The sequence below is a fragment of the Treponema sp. Marseille-Q3903 genome, assembly GCF_014334335.1.
Taxonomy (GTDB): domain Bacteria; phylum Spirochaetota; class Spirochaetia; order Treponematales; family Treponemataceae; genus Treponema_D.
In genome coordinates this window covers 1,480,450-1,506,965 of record NZ_JACSEU010000001.1, presented here as the reverse complement: position 1 = coordinate 1,506,965, position 26,516 = coordinate 1,480,450, and the positions used below count along the sequence as shown (strand labels likewise).

28 protein-coding genes are annotated in these 26,516 nt (G+C 38.3%); all 28 read left to right on the top strand.

Going from position 1 to position 26,516, the window contains the following annotated elements; translation table 11 throughout:
* The 28 genes from hemW (at window position 1) to H9I37_RS06705 (ending at window position 26,512) form a co-directional block, all read left to right on the top strand.
* On the top strand, window positions 1-1,191 hold the full coding sequence (hemW, locus tag H9I37_RS06840; RefSeq protein ID WP_187381707.1) for a radical SAM family heme chaperone HemW: 1,191 nt from the start codon (window positions 1-3) through the stop codon (window positions 1,189-1,191).
* 93 nt (window positions 1,192-1,284) lie between these two features.
* A complete protein-coding gene (locus H9I37_RS06835; protein ID WP_187381706.1) occupies window positions 1,285-1,485 on the top strand; it encodes a flagellar FlbD family protein in 201 nt (66 codons plus the stop codon).
* Window positions 1,485-2,267, top strand: a complete 783-nt coding sequence (locus H9I37_RS06830) for a motility protein A (RefSeq protein WP_187381705.1) — start codon at window positions 1,485-1,487, stop codon at window positions 2,265-2,267. Before H9I37_RS06835 ends, H9I37_RS06830 begins: the two co-directional genes overlap by 1 nt.
* Before the next feature lie 26 nt (window positions 2,268-2,293).
* Window positions 2,294-3,025 carry a flagellar motor protein MotB gene (motB, locus tag H9I37_RS06825; RefSeq protein ID WP_187381704.1) on the top strand — a complete coding sequence of 244 codons (732 nt, stop codon included), beginning with the start codon at window positions 2,294-2,296 and terminating at the stop codon, window positions 3,023-3,025.
* Window positions 3,026-3,064: 39 nt separating this feature from the next.
* Window positions 3,065-3,619, top strand: a complete 555-nt coding sequence (locus H9I37_RS06820) for a flagellar basal body-associated FliL family protein (RefSeq protein WP_187381703.1) — start codon at window positions 3,065-3,067, stop codon at window positions 3,617-3,619.
* Window positions 3,620-3,635: 16 nt separating this feature from the next.
* Window positions 3,636-4,673, top strand: a complete 1,038-nt coding sequence (gene fliM, locus H9I37_RS06815) for a flagellar motor switch protein FliM (RefSeq protein WP_187381702.1) — start codon at window positions 3,636-3,638, stop codon at window positions 4,671-4,673.
* Window positions 4,666-5,820: a flagellar motor switch protein FliN gene (gene fliN / locus H9I37_RS06810; RefSeq protein WP_187381701.1), complete on the top strand. Its 1,155-nt coding sequence runs from the start codon at window positions 4,666-4,668 to the stop codon at window positions 5,818-5,820. The genes fliM and fliN overlap by 8 nt, the downstream gene beginning before the upstream one ends.
* Before the next feature lie 26 nt (window positions 5,821-5,846).
* Complete coding sequence (locus H9I37_RS06805) at window positions 5,847-6,491, top strand: FliO/MopB family protein (RefSeq protein ID WP_187381700.1); 645 nt, start codon at window positions 5,847-5,849, stop codon at window positions 6,489-6,491.
* 13 nt (window positions 6,492-6,504) lie between these two features.
* Window positions 6,505-7,329 (top strand): flagellar type III secretion system pore protein FliP, encoded by an 825-nt coding sequence (fliP, locus tag H9I37_RS06800; RefSeq protein WP_187381699.1) that lies wholly within the window; start codon window positions 6,505-6,507, stop codon window positions 7,327-7,329.
* A gap of 10 nt (window positions 7,330-7,339) precedes the next feature.
* On the top strand, window positions 7,340-7,609 hold the full coding sequence (fliQ, locus tag H9I37_RS06795; protein WP_187381698.1) for a flagellar biosynthesis protein FliQ: 270 nt from the start codon (window positions 7,340-7,342) through the stop codon (window positions 7,607-7,609).
* A gap of 22 nt (window positions 7,610-7,631) precedes the next feature.
* On the top strand, window positions 7,632-8,438 hold the full coding sequence (gene fliR / locus H9I37_RS06790; protein WP_187381697.1) for a flagellar biosynthetic protein FliR: 807 nt from the start codon (window positions 7,632-7,634) through the stop codon (window positions 8,436-8,438).
* Window positions 8,438-9,511 (top strand): flagellar biosynthesis protein FlhB, encoded by a 1,074-nt coding sequence (flhB, locus tag H9I37_RS06785; protein ID WP_187381696.1) that lies wholly within the window; start codon window positions 8,438-8,440, stop codon window positions 9,509-9,511. The genes fliR and flhB overlap by 1 nt, the downstream gene beginning before the upstream one ends.
* 18 nt (window positions 9,512-9,529) lie before the next feature.
* Window positions 9,530-11,662, top strand: a complete 2,133-nt coding sequence (locus H9I37_RS06780) for a flagellar biosynthesis protein FlhA (RefSeq protein WP_187381695.1) — start codon at window positions 9,530-9,532, stop codon at window positions 11,660-11,662.
* A gap of 37 nt (window positions 11,663-11,699) precedes the next feature.
* On the top strand, window positions 11,700-12,929 hold the full coding sequence (locus H9I37_RS06775) for a flagellar biosynthesis protein FlhF (protein WP_187381694.1): 1,230 nt from the start codon (window positions 11,700-11,702) through the stop codon (window positions 12,927-12,929).
* A 2-nt stretch (window positions 12,930-12,931) separates the two neighbouring features.
* On the top strand, window positions 12,932-13,828 hold the full coding sequence (locus H9I37_RS06770) for a MinD/ParA family protein (protein ID WP_187381693.1): 897 nt from the start codon (window positions 12,932-12,934) through the stop codon (window positions 13,826-13,828).
* Between the two features lie 283 nt (window positions 13,829-14,111).
* Entirely contained in the window at window positions 14,112-14,261 is a 150-nt protein-coding gene (locus H9I37_RS06765; protein WP_187381692.1) for a hypothetical protein, read from the top strand.
* Entirely contained in the window at window positions 14,255-14,650 is a 396-nt protein-coding gene (locus H9I37_RS06760; RefSeq protein ID WP_187381691.1) for a hypothetical protein, read from the top strand. Before H9I37_RS06765 ends, H9I37_RS06760 begins: the two co-directional genes overlap by 7 nt.
* A 16-nt stretch (window positions 14,651-14,666) precedes the next feature.
* On the top strand, window positions 14,667-15,449 hold the full coding sequence (gene whiG / locus H9I37_RS06755) for an RNA polymerase sigma factor WhiG (protein ID WP_187381690.1): 783 nt from the start codon (window positions 14,667-14,669) through the stop codon (window positions 15,447-15,449).
* 18 nt (window positions 15,450-15,467) lie between these two features.
* Window positions 15,468-17,435, top strand: coding sequence for a FapA family protein (locus tag H9I37_RS06750; RefSeq protein ID WP_187381689.1), 1,968 nt, complete (start codon window positions 15,468-15,470; stop codon window positions 17,433-17,435).
* Window positions 17,416-17,751: a hypothetical protein gene (locus H9I37_RS06745; protein ID WP_187381688.1), complete on the top strand. Its 336-nt coding sequence runs from the start codon at window positions 17,416-17,418 to the stop codon at window positions 17,749-17,751. The genes H9I37_RS06750 and H9I37_RS06745 overlap by 20 nt, the downstream gene beginning before the upstream one ends.
* Before the next feature lie 3 nt (window positions 17,752-17,754).
* On the top strand, window positions 17,755-18,459 hold the full coding sequence (locus H9I37_RS06740) for a hypothetical protein (RefSeq protein WP_187381687.1): 705 nt from the start codon (window positions 17,755-17,757) through the stop codon (window positions 18,457-18,459).
* Window positions 18,460-18,499: 40 nt separating this feature from the next.
* On the top strand, window positions 18,500-19,567 hold the full coding sequence (locus H9I37_RS06735) for an aldose epimerase family protein (RefSeq protein WP_187381686.1): 1,068 nt from the start codon (window positions 18,500-18,502) through the stop codon (window positions 19,565-19,567).
* A 103-nt stretch (window positions 19,568-19,670) separates the two neighbouring features.
* A complete protein-coding gene (locus H9I37_RS06730) occupies window positions 19,671-20,291 on the top strand; it encodes a V-type ATP synthase subunit E (RefSeq protein ID WP_187381685.1) in 621 nt (206 codons plus the stop codon).
* Window positions 20,291-20,833, top strand: coding sequence for a DUF2764 family protein (locus H9I37_RS06725; protein ID WP_187381684.1), 543 nt, complete (start codon window positions 20,291-20,293; stop codon window positions 20,831-20,833). The genes H9I37_RS06730 and H9I37_RS06725 overlap by 1 nt, the downstream gene beginning before the upstream one ends.
* The gene (locus H9I37_RS06720) at window positions 20,833-22,602 is read left to right on the top strand and encodes a V-type ATP synthase subunit A (protein ID WP_187381683.1); all 1,770 of its coding nucleotides are present in this window, start codon (window positions 20,833-20,835) and stop codon (window positions 22,600-22,602) included. The genes H9I37_RS06725 and H9I37_RS06720 overlap by 1 nt, the downstream gene beginning before the upstream one ends.
* Window positions 22,602-23,894: a V-type ATP synthase subunit B gene (locus H9I37_RS06715; protein ID WP_187382542.1), complete on the top strand. Its 1,293-nt coding sequence runs from the start codon at window positions 22,602-22,604 to the stop codon at window positions 23,892-23,894. The genes H9I37_RS06720 and H9I37_RS06715 overlap by 1 nt, the downstream gene beginning before the upstream one ends.
* 60 nt (window positions 23,895-23,954) lie before the next feature.
* A complete protein-coding gene (locus H9I37_RS06710; protein WP_187381682.1) occupies window positions 23,955-24,578 on the top strand; it encodes a V-type ATP synthase subunit D in 624 nt (207 codons plus the stop codon).
* Window positions 24,575-26,512: a V-type ATP synthase subunit I gene (locus H9I37_RS06705; protein WP_187381681.1), complete on the top strand. Its 1,938-nt coding sequence runs from the start codon at window positions 24,575-24,577 to the stop codon at window positions 26,510-26,512. The genes H9I37_RS06710 and H9I37_RS06705 overlap by 4 nt, the downstream gene beginning before the upstream one ends.
* Window positions 26,513-26,516: the final 4 nt, after the last annotated feature.

Sequence of the window (26,516 nt, the reverse complement as noted above, 5' to 3'; positions counted from 1 at the left end):
TTGGAAAAAGCGTCTTTTTATATTCATATTCCGTATTGTATTTCTAAATGCAGTTACTGCGATTTTTACAGTGTTCGGTGCGGTAAAACGCTCGTCCCTGACAATTTTGTAGACGCTCTTTGCAGTGAAATAAAATACCGCATAAAAAAATACGATGTTTCTTCCATTGATACTCTCTACATCGGTGGCGGAACTCCCAGTTTGCTAAAAGAAAATCAACTTATAAGAATTTTTTCAGTTTTTAGAGATAAATCTTTGGCGCTTTCAGATAGCGAAGTAACTATAGAAACAAATCCGGACGATATAAATGTAAACTTGCTAGATTTATACTCGAAAGTCGGAATCAACAGAATTTCTTGTGGCATTCAAACGATGAATGAAAAATCACTTGAGTACGTTTTTCGCAGGGCAGACACAAACGCAAATTTAAATGCATTAAACGTTTTGAAAGACAACTGGAAAAAAAATATCTCAATCGATTTAATATGCGGGCTTCCATTTGAAACTGTTGAAACTTTTACAAAAACGATTCAAACTGTGTGCGATTATACACCTGACCACATCTCTATGTATTCCCTTACTTTTGAAAAAAATACTCCGTTTTGTAGTGCATTAGATGAAGGCAAAATTGATTACGATTTTGATTTTTCAGATGAACTTTGGCTTTACTCGCGCAAAATCCTTGAAAAAAAAAGGTATGAGCAATATGAAGTTTCAAATTTTGCAAAACAAGGTTTTGAATGCAGACACAACATGAAATATTGGAATCATCAAAGCTATATAGGATGTGGAAGCGGGGCAACAGGTACTTTTTACAATGAAGATGGATGCGGTGTCCGATGGACAAACACGAAAAATCTTAAAAAATATATAGATGTTTGGAATAATTTTTCTGAAAATGCTTTTATCAAAACAGATGATATAGAACGGGAGTTTGAGACTGTAGAAACAATTGATATCCGGACGTCGATTTTTGAGTTTTTTATGATGGGGATGAGAAAACTTTCAGGGATATCATCAGTTCAATTTAAAAAGATTTTTGGGCAAAATCTTCCGAAAAGTTTTGTCTGTGCTGCAAAAAAATGGCAAAAAAAAGGTTTATGCGATGTGCTAAACATTGATCAAGATGTTGTTTATCGCCTTAATTCTGAAGGAATTTTGTTTTTAAATTCATTTCTTGAAGAAATATGATAAAAAAATGCACTACTTATTAAAAAATGTAATTGAAATATAAAAAAATACGATTATAATTATAGTGTAAAATTTTAAAAAATCGGAAATCCTATGATTGATGTAATGCGGTTAGATGGGAAAAAATATTGGGTGAACCCGCACATGATTGAAAGTATGGAAACTACTCCCGATTTAACATTAACGATGTTGTCGGGTCGTAAAATCATTGTCAAAAATTCCCCAGAAGATTTAATAAAAAAAATTATTGAATACCGAAAAAATATCGGTGTTGATCGACAAGAGGTCTTATAATGGATATAGCTTCGATTATTGGTATTGTGGGTGGTGCTGCCATGATTAGCATCTCAGTTATCACTTCTGGTGGTTCTTTGGGGGGGATTATCGATATTCCTTCTGTGGCGATGACAATTGGCGGTTCATACTTTGCTATGTTCATTGCATGCCCGTTAAAAAAAGTTCTTGGAATGTTCAAGGTTATGGGGCGTGCATTTAAAATTCCTGATTTCGGTGAAAAAAATATTGTAATAAATATGCAAGCTCTTTCTGAAAAAGCTCGTCGAGAAGGTATTCTTGCTTTGGAAGATGGACTTGATGACCTTGAAGATCCGTTTATGAAAATGGGTCTTCGCCTTGTTGTAGATGGAACTGACGGCAATATAATTCGTTCAATAATGGAAAATGAAATGAACCAAGTTGAAGCTCGTCACATGGAATGGATCGGTATCATAAATACATGGTCTGGATTTGCTCCCGGTTTTGGTATGATGGGTACTGTAGTAGGTCTTATCGGTATGCTTCGCAACCTTGAAGATAAATCATCTCTTGGTCCTAACATGGCTGTTGCTTTGATTACAACCCTGTACGGTTCCATGATGGCAAACTGGTTAATCGCTCCTTTTTCTACAAAACTACTTGCACACAACAGTATGGAAATGCGCACAAAGGAAATGATCATAGAAGGTGTACTTGCTATTCAAGCCGGAGAAAACCCTCGAATTATGGCTCAAAAACTTCTTACTTATCTTGATCCTGTTACAAGAAAAGCAATTGAAGCTGATGTTTTGAAAGATTAATTTTATATTTAAGGTTTAAATAAAAAATGGGAAAAAAAACTACTAAAACCCCTGAAAAACCATCAACGGCCTGGCAAGGTACATACGGTGACATGATCACCCTTATGTTGTGCTTCTTTGTAATGCTGTACAATCCTTCTGAGGTAGATGTTACTCAAATGGCGACAATCACTCAAAGTTTGCAGATGACAGAAACAGAGACTACTTCCGGCGGCATGTCGTTGTCTGCGGGTCAACTTTCTGATTTAGGCAACAATATAAACTCCCTTCCGTCTATGGAAAAAGGAAGGTCTCTAGGGCTTGCAAGGAAAAAAGCAGTAAGCCTTTTTGCCCCCGATGTAAAATCTAATAGAATTACAATTACAAGTGATGAACGCGGACTTATAATCACTCTTCTTTCTGATAATTTTTTTGATGAAGGAAAGGCTGATTTGAACATAAACGATACTCGAGAAACTTTGCTTAGACTTGCAGATTTTTTTAAATCAGATGAATTAAAAGGGCGCAGATTCCGTATAGAAGGGCACACAGACAATATTCCTGTACCTGAATCGTCAAAATTTCCTAGCAATTGGGAACTTTCTGCTGCAAGAGCTGTTAATGTTCTTCATTATCTTGCCGATTATGGAGTAAAGGAAAATGTTTTTTCTGTTGCCGGTTATGCAGACACCAGACCAAAGTTTTCAAACGATACGCCTGAAGGTAGGGCGTATAACAGGCGTGTGGATATTATAATTCTAGACGAAGGACACTTTTAATGTTACAATATTTATTATTGTTGATTTGCTGGAGGGGAAATGGCAGACGATGATGACATCAATCTTGAAGATGGCGGAGCTAGTGCTGCACCGTCAAAAAAAGGTGGATTAGGCGGACTTTTTTCCGGTCTTTTAAAATGGATAATTATAGGACTTGCTGCAATTATTGTAATTGTTGTAGTTGTAATAGTGACTGTAAAAATTACAAGCAAAAATTCTACTCAAATAACGGCAATCCCTGCATCTGAAGAATATGTTTCAGGTCAACGAGAAATTTATGACTGGTATACATCGCTTGGTGTTATACAGACTACGACAAGTGACGATCCCCCTGCAACTGTCAGGGTTGATGTAGCTCTCGCTTATAAAAAAGATGATAAGACAACGTCTACGGAAATCACACAGAGAACTGTAGAATTAAAAGCATTCTTGCGCCGATATTTCAGTGGAAAAACAGCAGCTGAGCTTCGCAATACAAATAACGAAGATGCTTTGGAAAACGAAATCAAAAATGGCATAAACGACAAGATTTTGAGCAGTTCTCGTATCCGTGATGTTGTATTCCAGCAGAAAGATGTAATTGAGCAAAATTAGGTTGGAGTGAGAAAGCATGAACGAAGTTCTTTCGCAGGACGAAATTGACCAGTTACTCACAGCTATCAGTTCGGGTGAATCGGAAGCTGATGATTTTAAACCGGTCAACAGTGCTCGAAAAATTAAAATCTACGATTTTAAGCGTCCTGATAAATTTTCTAAGGAGCAATTGCGTACCATCTCAAGTATGCACGAAACTTTTGCGCGTTCGACGACAACGTCACTGTCTGCGCAGCTTCGTTCTCTTGTTCATGTCCACGTTGCCTCTGTAGATCAGCTGACGTATGAAGAATTTATTCGTTCAATCCCAACTCCGACAACTTTGGCTGTAATCAATATGGATCCGCTCAAAGGAAACGCAGTTTTGGAAATTGACCCTGCAATCACCTTTTGTATGATTGACCGCCTGTTTGGTGGACGAGGGGCGACAACAGGAAATAAAAACCGTGACCTTACAGATATTGAGCAGGAAGTAATGGAGACTGTCATTGTCAGAATCCTAGCTAATATCCGTGAAGCTTGGACAAGCGTAATCGATTTAAGACCGCGATTTGCCCAGATTGAAACAAATCCTCAATTTGCGCAGATTGTACCTCCTACGGAAATGGTCGTGCTTGTAACGCTTGAAACAAAAGTCGGCGATGAAGAAGGTATGATGAACTTCTGTATTCCTTATCTTGTCCTTGAACCTATCATTTCAAAACTTTCATCACAGTTCTGGTTTTCGTCTGTTCGTAAAAGTTCGACTACGCAATATTTGGGAACAATCAAACAGCAGCTCACAAGTGTCGATATGGACGTGGTCGCTGAAATCGGAACAGTTAATTTGTCAATCAGGGATGTACTTTCATTACGCGTCGGCGATGTAGTACGTCTTTCAGATATAAAAATAGGAGACCCGATTTCTCTAAGTGTTGGAAACAAAAAAAAGTTTTATTGCCAGCCGGGTGTTGTCGGGAAAAAAATGGCAGTACAGATTACAGGAAAAGTAGAAAACGTTGATTCCGACGATTTTGAAGAGCTTTCTGTTGAAGGAGACGAAACGTATGAGTGATGGTGCAATCTCACAGGATGAAATCGATGCTTTGCTTTCAGGTGTTGCAATAGACGGATTAAATTCATCAGGACATGTTGGAAACGGTCCGACATATCATTTTGATATCACAACGCTTCAGAACTTAGCAAATGATTTGCGTCCAAAACTTGAAGAAAATATCAATAAGACTACAAGTTCAAACTTTGTATGTGAATCTCCGGTTGTGGAAGAAACAAACCGAGACAGAGTTTTGTCAAAATTGCCTGAAGTCGTAATCGGGGTTGTTGCAGATTACAACGAAGGAATCAAAGGTGCACACTTGTATCTTATGGCTCCTGAGTTTGCATTAAAAATTTTCCAGCTTGTGAGCTCTGAAGAAGCGACAGAAGTTGATGATATGGTTTTGTCTGTCGTTTCTGAATTCGTTGCTACGCATATCAGCTCTGAAATAACGGAAATTGAGAGCAAAGGAAAGGTGCCTGGTCTCGCTTATGCAACGCCGGAGACTCTAAACGAATCAAAAGCGATGATCATGCTGCCTCAAGGTGATTTTGTACTTGCAAGCTATCCATTGACTCTTGATGGAAACGCTTATACATTGTGGGAATGTATCGGCGGAGACGCTGCTGAAGGCATTACAAAGGCACTAGGCGGAGGAGCTTCTGAAGCTGAAGCGTTGAACCCAATTGATTTGAACGGAATGGCTGCAACGCAAGCCTCAAACCCAGCACAAAATATGGGAATGAACATGGCAGGCATGCAGCAGATGGGTGGTATGGCTCAAATGCAAATGCCTAATATGGGCGGAATGGCTCAGATGCAGATGCCGAACATGGGAATGAACGTTCCGAATATTCAACAGCTACAGTTTCCTAATCTACAGGCAGGCTTGAATGCAGGCGAACAAGGTAACATCAGTTTGATCATGGACGTACTGATGGAGATGACTGTAGAACTCGGTCGTACAAAGAAATCTATAAAAGATATTCTTGGGATGGGCGAAGGAACAATCATTGAGCTTGATAAACTTGCCGGTGAACCGGTAGATATTCTTGTAAATCATAAACCGATTGCCAAAGGAGAAGTTGTTGTTATCGATGAAAACTTCGGTGTTCGTGTAACAGAAATTCTTTCTCCGATGGAACGTGTAAGTGATTTAAAATAAAACCGATTTTTAATGGGTGGGAAAAATTGGGAAAATCAAAAAAAATAATTGTGGCAACGATTTTATTCTTTGCCTCAGTTTTCTGTATTTATTCGCAAAATAATCAATCTGAAAAAACTCAGGACAATCAGTCTGTGACCGAATCTCAAATTTCATTGAATTTTGATGATGCAGCCGGGACTGATTCCAACAATTTGACAACTCAAAACAAAAGACCTTCAACAGTGCTTACTTTTGTGAGGATGATCGTCGCATTGATAATAGTCGTCGCTCTTATATATGGCGTTTTGTGGTTTGTAAAGAAAAAAACTAACGTCGTAAAGACTGATGATGAATATTTACGCCGCGCAGCATATATCAACATCGCTCCGGGAAAAACTATAGAAGTGATCACTTTAATTGATAAAGCATATTTAATCGGTGTCACAGAGGATAGCATTACTATGCTCGGAGAAATTGATGACGATGAATTGATAAAAGCAATGAATCTTACTGCGGACAAAAAAACTAACATCAAAAAAGCGACTTCTTTTTCTGAAGTCCTCGATATGTTCCTTATCAAAGGAAATAAGCAAAAAAACATATTCAGCGATTCTGAAAAAAAAGTTGAAGATGTTCTATCAAAGACACAAAGGGAAGGCATCGATAATTCTTCGGAAAACAATATCTGATGAGGGACATGACATGAAAAGAAAATTGAGAAAAGTTTTATTGATATTGAGCATTTTTTTTATCTTTTCTGAAGGACTTTCTGCGCAAAACAACAATTTTCCAAATGGCTCTTCACAAGGAACGATGCAGGTAAACCCTAATTTACGTGCTCCTTTAGTCCCAAACATCTCTGTAGAAGTTACAAATCCCACGACAGGGGCTCAGACAGCATTCAGCATAAGGCTTTTGCTCCTTCTTACAGTATTAACTCTTGCGCCAAGCATTTTAATTCTCGTAACGTGTTTTTTGCGCTTTTCAATCGTGTTGGATTTTATAAAACGAGCGCTTTCGTTGCAGCAAGTGCCTCCGACTTCCGTTTTAAATGGCATCGCTTTTTTTATGACTCTTTTTGCGATGTGGCCGACTTTTACAAAAATTTACGACAACGCGTATAAACCTCTTTCAAACAATGAAATCACAATTGAACAAGCATATCAGGAAGCCGAATCTCCTCTTAGAATGTTTATGTATTCTCAGATGGCAGATGATACGAGTTATATAAAAATGTTTATGAACATGGCAAAGCTCGACAAACCTAATACTCTTGCAGATGTAAAAACATACATACTCGTTCCAGCTTATATCCTTCATGAACTTACAGTTGCATTTAAAATCGGTGTCATATTGTACATTCCGTTTATCATAATAGATATGGTCGTCGCGAGCATTTTGATGTCTATGGGGATGATGATGCTTCCTCCTGTCCAGATTTCTATGCCGTTTAAGCTTGTTTTATTTGTGCTTGTAGACGGATGGGGTCTTTTGACTCAGCAATTGTTTGTTTCTGTAATAAAATAGGTGGTAAAAAATGACAAAAGGTATAATTTCAAGCTTAATGCAAGGCGCAATTGTTCAAGTTATATCTGCTGTGCTCCCGGTTCTTCTCTTAGCTTTGATAGTCGGTTTGGTTGTTGCTATTTTTCAGGCTACGACTTCTATTCAGGAGCAGACTCTGACATTCTTGCCGAAATTGATTGTAATTTTAATCGTGCTTGCTTTGCTTGGAGGAACGATGTTTTCATCTCTCGGTGAATACACAATTGAATTGTTCAAAAGAATTCCTGATTTTGCAAAGTAACTGAAAATTGGAAAGGTAATAGATGCTTGATAATATTTTGATAAATGCACCTTTTTATCTTCTCATTCTTGCAAGATGCATGGCTTTGGTTTTTACGCTTCCTATGTTTTCAATGCGTTCAGCTTCTCGAATCGCAAAAGTTGCTTTTGCAGGCTATATGGCTTTTTTTATACTTGGAAGAATAGAATTGACTTCTTATTCTCAATTTATAAATCAAGACGGCGTTTTTTCTCTGCAGTACGTTCTTGTTCTAGCCGGCGAAGTTTTAATCGGCATTTTGATTGGTTTTTTTATTTCTATCATCTTTGCAGCTTTCAGTACAGCCGGTCAGTTTGTTGCATTTCAGATGGGGCTTTCGGCTGCAAGCTCTTATGATACGCTTTCTCAAGTTGAAAACCCTTTGATGGGACAGTTTTTTAACTTAGTAGCGATGCTCGTTTTTATGCAGACGCACTGGTTCCAAAGATTGTTTTTTAAAGGATTGGTGACGAGTTTTTCTTCATTGAATGCACTGAGCATTGCGACTGCAAACGAACATATTGCACGTTTTATGGTAAAAGGACTGTCGAGCCTTTTTGCAGATGCGCTTGTGATTGCGCTTCCTGTCATTGGAACTTTGTTTTTAATCACGGTGTGCACAGGACTTTTGACTAAAGCTGCACCTCAGATGAATCTTTTGTCGGAAGGTTTTCCGGTCATGATTTTAGTCGCATTTTTTATGATTGCGATATTCATGCCGAGTTTGATAGACTTTTTTATCAGGTCTTTTAATAAAGGCTTTTCCGAGTTGGAACAATTGTTTCGAGAGATTTCGGGAGGAATTAAATAATGGCTGCCGAAGATGAAGGAAGAACAGAGGAACCGTCAGAATATAAACTTGAAAAAGCGAGAAAAGAGGGGCGTGTCGCAAAAAGTCAGGAAGTCAGCAGCGCCTTAATTTTGCTTTTATGCGTTGTCACTTTAATTTTTCTGTCAAAATGGATTTTGGGCGAAGTCGTAACAAGTTTCAGATTTTATTTTTCACAATGCAGCACTACGGAAATCAAAAATCCTGCATTTATATCTATTTTTTTTGAAATCATTATAAAATGTGTTTTACCTGTCGGGCTAGTCAGCGCTGTTTCTGCAATTGCTGGAAATATCATTCAAACAAAAGGCTTTATTTTCAGCTTAAAGCCGATTGAGCCAAAATTTAACAAAATAATTCCTCATATCGGAGAATATCTCAAGAAAACTATTTTTTCTGCAAAAGGTTTGTTTAATATTGCGAAGTCTTTTGGAAAAGTTGCAATAATAGTTTTTGTAGCGTACATCTGCATTCGCAAAGATATATTTGTCCTAATCGATATAATCGACAACGGTGACATCGGTATGGCTATTGGAAAAGTTGCGAAGATGGCTGCCCAAATCATGATTACAGTCGCAATTATATTCCTTGCAATCTCTATCCCTGATTATTTTGTCCAGCGTCATGATTTTATGCAGGAAATGAAGATGACAAAACAGGAACAGAAAGAAGAATACAAAGAGATGGAAGGAGACCCTGAGGTAAAAAGCAAACTTCAGCAGATGCAAAGAGCACTTTTGCAGCAAAATATTCCAAAGGCTGTTGCAGAATCAGATGTTGTAATCGCAAACCCGACACATTTTGCTGTCGCCTTAAAGTACGATCCGACTATTGCAGATGCTCCGCCTGTAGTCAATGCAAAAGGTGAAGATAATCTTGCTCAGACAATAAAGAGAATTGCACGGGAAAATGATATTCCAATTGTAGAAAATAGACCTGTCGCACGAGATTTATATACAAACGTTGAAGTTGGTGATATAATACCTCAAATATATTATAAAACTATAGCTGTAATTTATTCTCAATTAGATAAATTCAAAAAACAAAATTCGTAGATTGCTGGGTGGGGACTTATGGCAAACGAAAGTCGTGGAAAAGTTATAAAATTTTTACAGAGTAATATTGTACCGGTTGCAGTAGTGCTTGCTGTATTTCTTTTGTTTATCCCGATTCCAAAATTTTTAGTAGACTTAAGCATGATTCTTAATCTTGCATTTTCTATAATCATTTTGCTGGTAGTTGTTCAGTTGCCGCGTCCGTCTGATTTTCAGACGTTTCCACGCGTTATCTTGCTTCAAACTTTGTTCAGCCTTGCAATCAATATTTCTTCGACAAGGCTTATTTTGACCGGAAAAATAGTAAACGGAACTCTTCAAGGTCAGAGCAACATGGTTCAGGCTTTTGCGAGCATTGTTGCAGGAAACAATCTGCTTGTAGGCTTTATCATCTTTATTATTTTGATTGTAGTTCAGGTTTTAGTAGTTACAAAAGGGGCCGGACGTGTATCGGAAGTAGCTGCGCGATTCAGTTTGGACTCTATGAACCAAAAACTGTTTGATATAGACAACAGACTCAACACCGGCGCAATAGATGAAGCGCAGGCAGAACAGCTGAAAATTGCCGTCCGCAAAGATATAGATTTTTATTCAAACATGGACGGTTCTTCAAAATTTGTAAGCGGAAATGTAAAAGCTGGTATCGTGATCACTGTTGTAAACCTTATCGGTGGAATTTTGATGGGAACTGCCCTTGCAAGTTTTTTTGGAAACAAATCGATGGGAATCAGCGAAGCGATGTCTACATATTCATCGCTCACGATTGGAGACGGCCTTACATCTCAACTTCCTTCATTGATTATTTCTTTTGCTACAGGTTTGCTTGTAACCGGTACGAAAGGTGATGAAACATTTGATAAACAACTGAAAAGCGAATTTACAGCAGATGGTCACCTTTATGAAATTGTCGGTGCAGTTTTAATAGTTGCGGGATTTATTCTCAGAAGCAACACTCAATTTCTTTTGGTTCCAGTCGGCGGATTGCTGATATTTATCGGATATAAAATGACTCGCGACAAGCAGAAGCAAGTGTTGGCAGAAAGAGAAGCATCTCAGAAAAATAGCGGCGCTCAGGGCTCAGGAGCAAACGATTCAGAGAGAATTGTCATGCTAGATCCTCTTTCCCTCGAGATTGGATATGGTCTGATTCCTCTTGTAGACAAACAAAAAGGGGCAGAACTTCTTGAACGAATTTATAGGATTAGGACAGAGGCACGTCACGATATAGGTCTTGATATTCCAAAAATCAGAATTCAGGACAATATGACCCTTGAACCGAACGACTATAGTTTCAAAATCGAAGGAATTGAAGCGGGGCACGCAACTGTTCGCATAGGATATCTTATGTGTATGGATACGGGCTCTGTCACTGAACAGCTTGATGGAGAGCGTACAAAAGATCCTGCATTCGGCATGGATGCAATTTGGTTACCGGAAAGCCGCAGAAGCGAAGCTGAAAGCGCAGGTTATATTGTTGTCGATCCGCCAACAATCATCTCAACTCATATTACAGAAATCATCCGTTCTCACGCTGCCGAATTGCTCGATCGTCAGTCTGTTTCGGTTATCCTTGATACTGTAAAACAGCGAAATTCTGTGCTAGTCGATGAAGTGTTGAACACTGCAAAAATATCTTACGGTACAATCGAGCAAGTTTTGAAAAATCTTTTGGAAGAAAAAGTTTCAATCAGAAATTATGTAAAAATTCTTGAGACGATGGCAAATTATTCAGGCGTAACACACAATATCTGGGAACTTACTGCAAAAGTTCGTGAAGCTCTAGGTTTGCAAATATGTATGCAGTATGCAGATCCAAACGATAAAAAACTCCGTGTTATGCGCCTTTCCGAAGAACTTTCAGAGATGATTCTTGAACACGCGTATAATCCGCCAGACGGTTCAAAACCTTATGTTGCTCTTGATCCTGTAGATCGCCGCAGATGGATTAACGCAGTCAGCAGCTCTCTCAGCAAGATAAATCAGATGGGATATATGCCTATCATACTTTGTGTAAGTCAAGTTAGGCAACTTGTAAGAGCCTCTATTGAACGAGAACAGCCGGGAGTCGTTGTTCTATCGGATATGGAACTATATGCAGCGGGAAATAATATTTCTGTTGAAGTGATTGCTGAAATTACAGATGATCAGTAAAAATGTTTATAAAAGCGGCAAAGAGGAATAAGACGTTATGGCTTATGATGACATAGAATTAAAAGAATATGGAGAATCAATTGAAGAGATTAGGACAAAACTCTTTAAAAGATACGGCAAAAACGGTTACAGAATAACAGATAAAAATGTTACTGAAAAGCGATGTGGATTTTTATTTTTGCAGCACAAACCGGTCATCATTGTAACGTATGTCGTAAATCACCAAAAGTCATTTAATTCTGATTTTCGGTATGATGAAGAAGCAGAGAAACAAACTCTTGAAAAAAATCGGGCAGCAATTTTGCAAAATCAAAGTTCAGTGCTGATCAACTCTCAGATGAATCAGATGAACAACAATATTGCTCAATTAAAAGAAGAGCTGAGCAAACAACTTAAAAATATTTCGTTGGGCTCAAGCGATAAACATCAAACAATAAAAAAAATTGATGAACTTCTTGAGCAAAATGAGTTTTCTTTTTCATTCATCCAAATGATTGAAGAAAAAATACGAAATGAGTTTTCTCTCGAAGACCTAGAAAACTTTGACCTTGTTGAAAGGCGCGTTGTCGACTGGATTGGAGAGACTATCTCTATTGCAAACGAATATGTATACCGTCCTCCTCATGTTTTTATCATTGTAGGACCTACAGGAGTCGGAAAAACGACAACCCTTGTAAAACTTGCCGCTCAGTTTGTAAAAAAATTTGCTGTTGATAACGACGGAAAACGCCCTGAGATTTGTTTTATAACTACAGATACAATGCGCGTTGGCGCTATGGAACAGCTTGAAAGGTGGTGCGAACGAATGTGTGCACCTGTGTACAAAGCTGAGCGCTCTGAAGACTTAAAAACGCTCTATGACCAATATAAAAATAACGTAGATGCAATTTTTATAGATACAAGCGGTTTTAGCCCTAATGATGCTACACATATTGCTCAGATGAAACTCTTGCTCGATGTACCGGGCATGAATCCTGACATTTATCTTGCTTTCACAGCTTCGACAAAATACCGAGATTTGCAAAACATAATGCAGAACTATGAACCATTCGGTTATAAATCTGTTATAATTACAAAATGTGATGAATCCGGACAGTTTGGAAACGTAATAAGCGTTTTAAACGATAAGCACAAATCAATCTCGTATATTGCTCACGGACAAGTTGCGTCCCGAGATATAAAAAAATCAAATGTAGTTGATTTTTTAATTCGCCTTGAAAACTTTAAGGTAGATAGAATACACATAGAAGATAAATTTGGAGAATAAGTATGGAAGAGCAGGCAGAAGGATTAAGTGAATTGTTTGGCGACAAGCCAGCTGGAGATAAAGATTCGACTAAAACTTTAAAAAAACAAGAACATAATACACGAATAATCGCAATCACAAGTGGAAAAGGTGGTGTTGGAAAAACAAATACAGCCGTAAATATGGCTATTGCATACGCTCAACTTGGCAAAAAAGTAATTTTGATCGACGGCGACCTCGGAATGGCAAACGTAAATGTTCTTCTGAATATTGTTCCCGATTACAACCTGATGCACGTAATCAACAAAAAAAAGACGATGAAAGAAATCATTATGGACACAGAATTTGGAATCAAATTCATCGCCGGAGCAAACGGTTTTTCAAAAATTGCAAACTTGAGTGTTGAAGAACTCGAATATTTTGCAAATCAGTTTGCAACGCTTGGAAATGCAGATATCATCATAATAGATACAGGCGCAGGTATTGCAAATAACGTTCTTCAGTTTGTTGCTGCCGCTGATGAAGTCTTTGTAATTACGACTCCAGAACCGACTGCGATCACAGATGCTTACGGTATTATTAAAATCATCACGACAGAAATTGTCGACAGAACAGTTACGATCAAACTGATTGTCAACAGAGTCCATTCGCCTGATGAAGGTAAACGAATTGCAGAGCGCATAATCACAATTGTCGGACAGTTCCTTGGCTATAAAATCGAATATCTCGGCTGCATTCCAGAAGATCCGTTTGTCATGGCTTCCGTAATAAGGCAAAAACCGTTCATTATTGTAAATCCAACTTCAAAACCGTCAGTTTATTTAAAACATATCGTCGGAAGAATTGAAAAAAACGAGCCCGAATACAATGAAGGAGTTTCAAGTTTCTTAAAAAAATTCTTAAGCAGAAAGGGAAAATAATCAGTGATGTATAGTTTCATTAAAAATTTAAATTAAACTGTTATTTTTCACATATTGTAGTATAATATATTCGATTTTTTAAATTGGGAGGAAAAATGCGAAGTATCAAAAATATTATTATATTTGCATCATGCGGATTTATTTTGTCCTTCGTATTCGGTCTAACTTCACATTCTTCCTTTTTATCAATCTTACTTAAAGCTTTTTTTTGCCGTTTGTTTTGCGCTGCTTGGATTTGCGATAAACTTTGTTTTCAAAAAATTTTTAAGCGAGGATTCTTCTGGTGAATCCTCTGATTATTCAACTTCGACGTCAACCGCTTCCGATTCTCCAAAAACCGGGAATGTCGTTGATATCACGATTGAAGATGAAGAGCTTGAGCGAAGTGAAAGTCAAAATCACTTTGTTGTGGGCGAAAATCACCAGATGCTAAATGACTCTGACATCGGCAATGCAACTGGTGTAAAAAAATCAGCAGAAAGTGGTGATTCAGGATTTGTTCCTTTGAGAGCAAAAGAAAATATAGAAAATGTTTCAGGGACAGAGGCTGTTTCGCCAAAAGAAGCGGGAACAGAACCGGACGCTAATGTCAATGTTGCAAGCTCCGGAGAAGGAATAGGTTTGGATACACTTCCCGATATGGAAAATTTTGCATTTACAGAAAGCAATGAAGGTGAACCATCAAGTTTTGAAGGCAATTCCGAAATAATCGGTAAGTCTGATTTTTCATCAAGTTCGTCTTCTAAAGCACAGCCGGAAGTAAAAGATGCTGAACTTATGGCAAAAGCGATAAGTTCAATATTAGCAGATGAAAATTCATAATAAGAGGGTTAAATAAATGCCAATTAATGATGAAAAAGAAGAAGATGAGCTTTGGGAAGAATTTAAAAAAACAAAATCTCCTGCCCTGAGAGATAAATTTATCAGACAATACATGCCTCTTGTGAAATATGTAGCGGGAAAAGTCGCAGTCGGTTTGCCGGCATCTGTCGAATTTGACGACCTTGTCGGCTACGGACAGTTTGGACTTCTTGACGCCATAAATAAATACGATACAGCAAAAAACGTAAAATTTAAAACTTATGCGGTCACTCGTATCCGCGGTGCAATTTTTGATGAGTTGAGGCAGATCGACTGGGTTCCACGTTCTGTTCGTCAAAAATCGAGAGAGATTGAAGATGCAATCGTGACACTAGAATCAAGGCTTGGCAGAACTGCAACAGATAGCGAAATCGCTAGTTCTTTGAATATGAGTGAAGATGAATATCACAGAACTATTATGAAAATTTCAGGAACAAGCGTTCTTTCTTTAAATGATGTCTGGTATGCGGGTGATGATAACGACAATATGTCGATCGGGAACAACATCGAGTCTCCATCGAGCCTTAATCCTGATGTAATTGCAGAACGTGAAGAGATTCGTAAAGTTATTGCACAAGCTATCAGTGAATTGCCGGAAAAAGAAAAATTAGTGATTGTACTTTACTATCATGAAGATTTGACTTTTAAAGAAATTGGTGAAGTTCTTAAAGTGAGTGAATCGCGTATTTCTCAATTGCATACAAAAGCGAACTTAAGGCTTCGTGCAAAACTTACAAACCTGCGAAAAGGTATTATTTGATGATAAAACGGACTGAACATGGTAAATCTTGATAAAGTTCGCGAAGACATGAAAAACTTACTCGATGTTGACAAGAATCTGCATTCTGTTGAAGTCAATGCAGACACGATTGATGAAGCTCTCGCCGATGCAGTTGTCCAGCTAGATACAAAAGTTGTAAATTTGCATTATGAAGTTATAGAAAAGGGAAGTGACGGATTTTTTGGAATAGGCAAAAAACCTTGGAAAATCGTGGTTTATCAAGATCCGAAAACAGTTAAGAGAACTGCAAAACTTGCTTCTGAAGGGTTGTTTGATGAAGAAAGCGAAACTGCTGTTAAGCAAGTTACTAACCGCGATGGAATGTTCTATATCAGACATTTTAAAGCCGATATCATGCTTAAGGTTATTCTTCCGCTTGGAAATGGACTTCCGATAGAGCTAAAAGATGTTATAGCTGAAGTAAAACGCCCTGACACTCTTGATTTTGATGAAGATTTAATTAAAAAATATGTAAAGCAAGGAACAGACAATACTTATTTGCAGATTGGCGCATATAAACACGTTCCAGCTGGCGATGTTGTAATCGGAATCGAAGTTTCAAAAGACGAGCTCAAAGGCTCTATAATTGTATCTCCACCTGCTATGAGCGGTTCGGAAGCATCTTTCGATATGATAAAACGCGTAATCATTTCTCAAGGCGTTGTAGAGCAGTGCATCAATGAAGAAAAAGTCAATGAATTTGTCGATAATCCTGTTTACAATACTCCTTATGAAGTTTGCGAAGCTATAATGCCTGTTGATGGACGCGACGCATATATTTCATACAACTTTGAAATTGATCCGAAGAAACTCAAGGCAAAAATATCTGATACCGGTCAGATAAACTATAAGGAACTCAATCAGATTCAAAACGTTATAGCCGACCAGCCTCTTGCTCAAAAAATACCTGCTGAACGCGGTAAAGGCGGAAAGACTTTGTTCGGGCGCTATCTTGAAGCAAAAAATGGAAAAGACATTCAGATTCAGCTCGGTCATAATGTGCGGCTTGACCGTGACGGTTTGACAATCAAAGCCGAGATTGACGGCGAAGTCATGCTTGTAAACGGCAAAGTTTCAGTCGACCCTGTAAAATATCTTGATGCAGTAAACGTTAAGACTGGCGATATAAAATTTGTCGGAACAGTTGTAATAAAAGGAAATGTCGAAGAAGGATACAAGATTGAAGCAACAAATATCGAAGTCAACGGCATTGTAGATAAATCTCGCCTTGAGGCAACAGGAAACGTGATTGTCCGTCAGGGCATATTTGGAAAAGGTGAAGGCTACATAAAAGCCGGCAAATCGCTTTGGGCAAAGTTTATAAACGACACAACAGTAGAAGTTGAAGAAAACGTAATTGTATATGATTCAATCGTAAACTCTAATGTAACGGCTATGAAAAATATCATTTTGCGCGGTAAAAAAGCTCAAATCATAGGTGGGCATCTTCTTGCTACGGAGGAAATATGTGCACGCAAGTTAGGTTCTCCGGGTGGCGGTACAGAGACAATCCTCGAAGTTGGAATTGACCCACGAGCAAAAAAGCGGCTTGAAGAACTTCAGAATATGCAGGCAAAAGCGACAAAAGAGTATGAAAACTGCGACTTGGATATTCAGACGCTTGAACAACAAAAAAAGGTACGCCGCAAACTGCCTCAGGAAAAAGAAGAAAAACTCAAATCATTGAAAGAGCACTGCGAACACATAAGTACAGACCTCGAAGAAATGACAAAAGAAATAAATGCAATACAAGCACATCTTAGAGAACTTAAAGCGGTTGGCAAGGTGAAAGTTGAAGGCGATGTTTACGCCGGCGTAAAAGTTTATGTTCGAGATGTTTTAGACGAAGTTAAACTCGACACTAAAAATGTTACTTTCTACTATGACAAGAGTTTCAGTAAACGTGGTCCTTATGAGCCACCTTCATTAACTGAGGAGCAGACAGATGGCTATATCACCAATTGACCTCCAGACAATGTACTCGCAGCTAGAGAATGTTGCAAAAACGTTATCTGCGTCACAGCAAACTCAGCTTACAGAAGCTATGCATCAGCAAAGCAATATTCAGCGAAAACTTGAAGAAAATAAAAAAGTTCAAGAAACTTCAAACGAAAAAGCTAAAGCAAATTCCATAAATCAAAACGGTTCAAATTCCACCGATTTTACTGAACAACAAAAAAGAAAAAAGCCGGAAAATCAAGAACAAACAGATGATTTTATAAATAGACCACTAAAAAGCGACAATTCAAACTTAGGCACAGTCATAGATATAACAGGATAAAATATGCTTTCTGTAATTGCGATAATTCTTTCATGTATAAGCATTGTTTTGATGCTGATAATTCTCGTACGTTTCAAAAAATTGTTTTCTACAGATTCAATCATCGATACAACAAAAAACAAGATGAATCAAATCATCATAGATGTAAACAACAATACAAAACGCGACCTTGAATTAATCAATGAAGCTACAAGGCGCACTTCAGAATTTATGAACGAAGCAAACAAAAAAATGAAAGAATTTCACGAAGCGACTCAAAGGCTTAGAGAGATGATTGCCGAAGCCGAAAAATTCGGCGCAAAAAAAAGCAACAGGGTTGTCTATGTTGAAAATGATAAGCTCGGTGGCATAAAACCTGTCGGACAGATAAAGCAATCTTTTTCCAAATCTTATATCAATCCTGATGATTCATTTTCTGTGACAAAAAAAATCGATGAAAACGGACAGCAATCGCTTTTTGAACAGGAAGAAACGTCTGTTTTAAAAGATGAGACAAAAGTTACAAAAGATGGCGCCGCATATAAAGAAGTGCCTCTTATCATCACAAAAGTATACGATGAAAAAATGATAGATAAACAAAAATCGCCTTCTTTTCTCAACACTAAAATTGAAAAACTTTTTAATTCCGGCATGCAGATTGAAGATATTGCATCAGAACTATCTTGTTCAATTTCAGAAGTTCAGTTTATAATAGACATGTTACAATAGTGCTTTTTATTGGATTTTAGCATTTAGAGAGGTAGATATAATGAAAGTTACAAAGCAGAAGTTCGGTATGCTGTCTGATGGAACTAAAGTAAACCTTTATACTGTAAAAAATGATGATATGTCATTTTCCTGCACTGATTATGGCTGTATCCTCACAAGTATAATCCTTAAAAATAAAGATGGGTCAAAAACAGACGTTTTGCTCGGATATTCAACATTGGACGGATACATAAATTCTCATTTCTTTTTCGGTTCAATCGTAGGACGATTTGCAAACCGCATCGCTAAAGCGGAGTTTTCTTTGGATGGGGAAAAATATAACCTCGACAAAAATGACGGTCAAAATACTCTTCATGGAGGTTTTGACGGATACGACAAAATGATGTGGAAAGCAAAAATCATAGATGATGAAAAATCTTGCGGCGTTAAATTTACAAGGTTGTCGCCGGATGGAGAACAGGGCTTTCCCGGAAATGTAGAACTTTCCGTTACTTATCTCCTTGATAAAAACAACAATTTTTCATGTATATATAACGCCGAGACTGACAAAGCTACCCCTATAAATATCACAAACCATGCATATTTCAACCTTGCCGGAAAAGGAAGCATTTGCCAGCACTCTCTTCAGATGAATTCGACTAAATATATTGAAGTCAATTCAAAATTGATTCCGACCGGAAATTTTCTCGACGTAGAAGGCACTCCGTTTGACTTTACTAAAGAAAAGAAAATCGGAAAGCAGATAAAAGATGTTGGGGTCGGCTACGACCACTGCTATGTCACAGAGATGTATAATCCTGAAAATGAACAATGTGGGCTTCCTCTCGACGATTCGGATTTAGTTCATTTTGCAGTTGTAAAAGAAGAAAAATCAGGTCACGAAATGTCTGTTTTTACAAACATGGAAGGCTGTCAGTTTTATTCAGGAAATTACATCAAAGGCGTTGTCGGTAAAAATGGCAGAATATATGATAAATACGATGGTTTTTGTCTTGAAACTCAATGTTTCCCAGATTCCCCAAATCAAAAAACATTTCCGATATGTATTTTGAAACCGGGACAAAAAATGAAAGCAAAGACAGTTTATTCCTTTACAATAAAAAATTAAATCTGTATAACATATAAAATATAAATAGGTGTAAAAGCTCTTTATATATATGATTAAATAATTTGTAAAAAAGTTAACGAAATGAATTGTGAGGTAAAAAGTAATGGATGTACAGTTACAGGAATTGATCGATAAGATCAAAAAAGATGGTGTCACTGCTGCAGAAGCTAAAGCTGCTGAAATTATTGAATCGGCAAATAAAAAAGCTGAATCGATAATTGCCGCTGCTCAGGAAAAATCTTCTGAAATCGTCAAAAAATCTAAAGCAGAAACAGAAAGAATGGAGAAAGCCAGCGAAGAAGCCATTACACAGGCTGGAAGAAATATGCTTCTTTCATTTAAAGATTCTTTGATAAAAGAACTTGATAGCTTAATTTTGAGTGAAACGACAGCTGCTGAATCAAAAACCGTTCTTGAAAAACTTGTTCCCGAGACAGTAAAAGCATGGTCAAAAAATGCAGATGCTTCCGAACTTTCAGTATTGTTAAATGAAAAAGATCTTAAAGAGCTTGAAAAATCACTCACAGCATCTCTTAAAGCAGAGATTTCTAAAGGTCTTGAAATTAAACCTGATAAGACTTTGTCGGCAGGATTTAGAATCGGCGTTAAAAATGGGGCGGCTTTCTATGATTATTCAGCGGAGAGCCTTGCAGAAATGTTTGCCGCATATCTCAACCCAAAAGTTGCAGCACTTCTCAAAAACGCTGCAAAGGACGTTCAATAGTGGCTTATTATTATTTGGTTTCACAGTTACCGAATATCTCATCTTCAGAAGGAAAAACCGCATTGCCTTTGAACACACAATCTTTTTGTGAATTGGCGTGCCGCTTTGTTTCTGACAGCGAAAAAGCTATTATTAATTCACTCTCACTCGTTCCTCCTAGGAAAAGAGTTGCTACAGGTTCTGCTTTTTTAGATACTTGGTACGAAAAAGAAAGAAACTTACGATTTGCACTTGCGCAAATTCGTGCACAAAAATTAAAAAAAGACAGTTTGCCGTTGCCTTCGGGTTGCACAGCAGATATTATTTCAGCAGCAAGAACCGCTGTTGGAATGAACAGTCCTTTGAGTGCGGAACAGTTTCTTTACGATTATAGATTAAACTTGCTTGATGATTTGCGCCCTTTGGACGCTTTTTCCATTGACTCGGTATATGCTTATGGCTTAAGACTTATGCTGATTGAGCGTATGCGCAAGTTTGAAGTTGAAAACGGAAAGACATCTTATCATAAGATTTACGATACAATTTTGGATGGAGATAAATAATGACGGATACAAAAGCAAAAGTAGTCGGCATCAACGGAAACATGGTCACTATCGAATTTGACGGCAGCGTTTCTATGAATGAAGTAGGCTACGTTAACGTAGACGGAAAAAAGCTCAGAGGTGAAGTGATCCGTATTCGCGGAAATAAAGCTCAGATGCAGATTTTCGAAATGACACAGGGAATTAAAACCGGTGATACTGTTGAATTAATAGGTGACCTTCTTTGTGCAGAATTAGGCCCCGGACTACTCGGTCAGACATTTGACGGTTTACAAAACCCACTTCCTCTCGTCGCTGAGAAGGCTGGATTTTTCCTTGAACGAGGCGTTTATATAGAACCTCTTTCATCAGAAAAAAAATGGGAATGGACTCCAACTGTAAAACAAGGAGATAAAGTTCTCCGCGGAGATTCAATCGGTCACGTACCTGAAGGTCCATTTACACATAAAATTTTAGTTCCTTTTGATCTGCTTGGAATGTATACAGTAAAATCAGTGTCAAAAGAAGGCAGCTATACAATCAAAGATACAGTTGCAGTTGTGACAGATGAAAAAGGCAAAGAACATGAACTAAAAATGTCATTTAAATGGCCTGTAAAACGTGCAGTCGACTGCTATGCAGAGAGGCTTGCTCCAACTGACCCGATGGTAACTCAAGTTCGTCTGATAGATACATTCTATCCTGTTTGCAAAGGTGGTACATATTGTATCCCAGGTCCATTTGGTGCCGGAAAAACAGTGCTTCAGCATACAACATCGCGAAATGCCGATGTTGATATCGTAATTATAGCGGCTTGCGGTGAACGTGCCGGTGAAGTTGTTGAGACAATCAAAGAGTTCCCTGAGCTTAAAGACCCGAGAACAGGACGCAGCTTGATGGAACGTACAATCATAATTTGTAATACATCATCTATGCCTGTTGCCTCCCGTGAAGCGTCTGTTTATACGTCAGTTACATTGGCTGAATATTATCGTCAGATGGGGTTGCATGTATTGCTGCTTGCCGACTCAACTTCTCGCTGGGCGCAGGCTCTGCGTGAAATGTCAGGACGTCTTGAAGAGATACCTGGAGAAGAAGCGTTCCCTGCTTACCTAGAATCTTATATCGCAGCGTTCTATGAACGTGCCGGCATCGTAAAACTCCGTGACGGTTCTACAGGCTCTGTAACAATCGGTGGTACAGTATCTCCTGCCGGCGGTAACTTTGAAGAACCAGTAACTCAAGCAACGCTTAAAGTTGTCGGCGCTTTCCACGGACTTTCGCGGGAACGCTCTGATGCACGTAAATATCCTGCAATCGACCCAATCATCTCGTGGTCAAAATATAAATCAGTGCTTCCTGAAAACTGGGTTTCTTATGCGCGCAATATATTCCTTTCCGGCGTTGAAGTCAACCAGATGATGAAAGTTATCGGAGAAGACGGTACGACAACTCAAGATTACATCGTATATCTCAAGAGCGAATTTCTTGATGCAGTTTACATGCAGCAAAACTCATTCGATGAGATAGATGCGGCAGTTAGCGTAGAACGCCAAAAATATACTTTTGCAAAAGTTCTTACAGTTTTAGGTTCCGATTTTGAACTTTCTGATAAAGATACAGCACGTAACTTCTTCAACCAGTTGCGTCAGAAATTTATAGACTGGAACTATTCTAAATGGAAGTCTGATAAATTTAAAGAAAATGAAAAAGCAGTTGAAACTCATTATGAATCGGCAAAAGGCAAGATTCGTGATGAAGTTGCAGCAATGCTCAAGGATGGTGAATGATGAACAAAGTATACAGTAAAATTGAATCCATCGTTGGTAGTGTAATTACAGTAAAAGCTGATAATGTTGCATACGGAGAACTCGCCGAAATAGAGACTCGTTTTGGAAAATCTCTTGCCGAAGTAAACAAAATCGACGGCGATGTAGTCAGTTTGCAGGTTTTTGCCGGAGGACGCGGTATTTCTACCGGTGACCACATTAAATTTCTTGGACATCAGATGGAAGTTTCTTTTTCTGATGATTTGCTTGGACGTATTTTCAACGGGTCTGCTCATCCTCGCGACAAGGGACCTGCTCTTGCAGATTCTCTTGTAACAATCGGTGGACCTTCTGTAAACCCTACAAAACGTATCATGGCACGCCGAATGATCCGTACAGGTATTCCAATGATCGATATGTTCAATACTCTTGTCGTATCTCAAAAACTTCCGATATTCTCTATCTCAGGAGAACCTTACAACCAGCTTTTAGCTCGAATTGCTATGCAGGCAGAGGTTGACGTAATCGTTCTTGGCGGCATGGGACTTAAATATGACGATTACCTTTATTTCAAGAAAACACTTGAGAATGGAGGTGCTCTTTCAAAAACTGTAATGTTTATGCATACAGCCGCAGATCCAACTGTAGAATGTCAAAAGATTCCAGACCTTTCTCTTGCGGTCGCTGAGCAGTTTGCCCTTAAAGGAAAAGATGTTCTTGTGCTCCTCACAGATATGACAAACTATGCCGACTCTATGAAAGAAATCGCTATCACGCAGGAACAAGTTCCTTCAAACCGAGGATATCCTGGAGACTTGTATTCTCAGCTCGCCGCTCGTTATGAAAAAGCAGTAGACTTTGCTGACGCAGGTTCTGTAACAATTCTCGCCGTTACGACAATGCCTGGTGATGACGTAACACACCCAGTCCCAGACAACACAGGCTACATCACAGAAGGGCAGTATTATCTTAAAGGTGGACGTATTGAGCCGTTCGGTTCTTTGTCTCGTCTAAAGCAGAATGTAAACGGTTCTACACGCCCTGACCACCGCGCTTTGATGGACGGTATGATTCGACTTTATTCTTCTTATAAAGATACCCTTGAAAAAAAATCAATGGGTTTCAATATGAGCAGATGGGATGAAAAACTTTTGAATTACGGTAAAAAATTCGAAAACAATATGATGGATCTGTCAAAGAATATCTCCCTCGAAGATGCTCTTGATCTAGGATGGAAAATTCTTGCAGAATGTTTTGATTCGGAAGAAACCGGATTAAAATCTTCTCTTATAGAACAGTATTGGCCAAAATAAAATCATTTTGATTTTATCGTAACGAGTTTTTTAGACTCGCGGATATAAAAGGATGTTTAAATGGCAAAAATAAAGCTGACAAAAAATGAGCTTAAGGTACAAAAAGATGCGTTGAAAATGTTTCAACGATACCTTCCGACTCTTATGCTCAAAAAGCAGCAGCTTCAGACAGAGATCCGCACAATAGACGCTAAAGCCAGAGAAGTACGTGCAGCCAGAGTTAAACTTGAAAAAGAGTTTGACCAGTGGATTGCAGTATTTGGGGAAAGGGAAGCATTTAAACCCGACATGGTCACCGTAAAAAACATAAAAAAAAGCATCGGAAATATTGCCGGCGTAAATATTCCGATTTATGAAGGTGCCGATTTCGGAAGAGGAGACTACGATTTGTTTGAAACTCCTCTTTGGATCGATATGGCGGCAGACCGAATGGAAAAAGCGTTGTCTTTAGATCTGGAAGCAGATGTTCTTGATGAACAAGTTCGCCTGCTCGCTAAAGAACTTAGAACAACTACACAGCGTGTAAACTTGTTCGAAAAAGTAAAGATTCCTGAGACAAAAGCGAATATAAAGAAAATCACTGTTTATCTCGGCGATGAACAGGTTGCTGCGGTAGTTAGAAGCAAAATCTCTAAAAAGAAATTGCAAGCTAAAAGCGATGAAGCACAGGAGGCTGATCAATGATTGAAGACATGATGAAAGTCTCTATTGTACTTCTCAACAAGGAAAAAGAGGATGCACTAAAAGCATTGCGCAAAGTCGGTGTAGTTCATCTTGAAAAAATTGAGGGTGCAAGCGAAAAACTTTCAGCATTCAAAGAATATACAAACAACACAAATGTTTCTGAAGCGATTTTAGGAGAATTCAATAAATCTAAAAAATCAAAAGATACGAAAGCTCAAAAACTTTCTTTATCCGATGAAAAAGTTATTTCTCTATGCTCTGAAATTGTTGCAAAAGCTGATAGAAAAAAGCAGCTTCTTGATGAAATTTCTGCAAACACAACAGAACTTGACCGCTTTTCAAAATGGGGTACTGTAAATCTTGAAGATATAAAATACCTTAAAGAAAAAGGCATTCAGCTTAAAATGTATGAAATTCCAACTGATAAATACCATCAGATTGATGCGAATATTCACACAATCCTTGTAAATAATGACAAGAAAACAGTTCGTTTTCTCATTATAAACGGTGGAGAAGAGCGTCCTGAAAATTTATTGCCAGAAGCTTTTGAAGTTCCTTTGCCACGTCTGACAACAACAGATTTGGAAGAAGATATAAAAAACAACAAAGCAGAAATTGAAAAAATTGAATCTTTCTATGCTGAAAACGCAAAGTATATCGATGCGATTTTGAAGTTCAGACAGGCGCTTCAATCGGATATTGAATTTGAGAATGTTAATTCGGGAATCAGCCACGAATCTGCAGGGACAGAAAGCGACCTCGCTTGGCTTGGCGGATTTGTTCCAAAAGCCGATATCGAAAATTTCAAAAATGAATGTAAAAAGAATCACTGGGCTTTGGCAATGGAAGATGCTGAAAGAGATGATGCTGAAGTTCCGACAAAACTTAAAAACAACAGACTTGTAAGCCTTGTTTATCCTCTTACCGATTTTCTCGGCACTGTTCCCGGATACAACGAATTTGATATTTCAGGCTGGTTTTTGTTATTCTTCACGATTTTCTTTGGAATGATTTTCGGTGACGGCGGGTACGGTCTTTTAGTTACAGTTGTCTCTTTTATTTTGATGTTAAAAAATAAAGCGGCAAAAAAGCCTGTATCCCCTTTGCTCGGTCTAGTGCTCTTGCTTGGTATTGCAACTGTAATATGGGGCATTGTCACTTGTACATGGTTTGGAATTCCTGCAAAAATGTTACCTTCATGGCTGACAAATCTTTCGATACCATTAGTCTCAAGCGCTTACGAAGATTCTCTGTGGATTCCTTTCTGGGTGACAAAAGAAGGAGTTGGATTGACAAAAGATCAGAATTTGCAGATTTTCTGCTTTGCTCTTGCGTTGCTCCAACTTTCAATTGCCCACGTAAAGGCTACAAAGCGAAATATTTCAGAAAAGCACGTGGTAAAAGCTTTTGGAGATATCGGTGCACTTATGCAGCTTATCGGTATGCTCTGGATTGTTCTTTCAATGGTCGTCAATTCTGATGTATTTTTGATGACTGAACCGATAGAAAACGTCCCGGTTGGCAAGATTGCAATTTCGTTAATCGCTGTAGGATTTACATTGAGTTTTGTTTTTTCAAATTATGAAGGAAGCTTGGTTCAATCAATTCTTGCGAGTTTGAAGAACATCATTTCAGTTTTGCTTGGAGTAGTAAACGTATTCTCTGATATCGTTTCTTACATCAGATTGTGGGCCGTAGGTTTGGCAGGTGCGGCGATTTCAAGCACAGTAAATACTTTGGCAGGCCCGATTTTGGGACACCTCGCAATGTTTGCACTGGCAATCATCCTGCTTGTATTTGGTCATGGATTAAACATGGTTTTGAACCTTTTGTCTGTAATTGTACACGGTGTCCGTTTGAACACTTTGGAATTCTCACAGCACTTAGGTGTATCTTGGTCTGGGAAAAAATACCAGCCGTTTAGTGAAAAATAAGTCG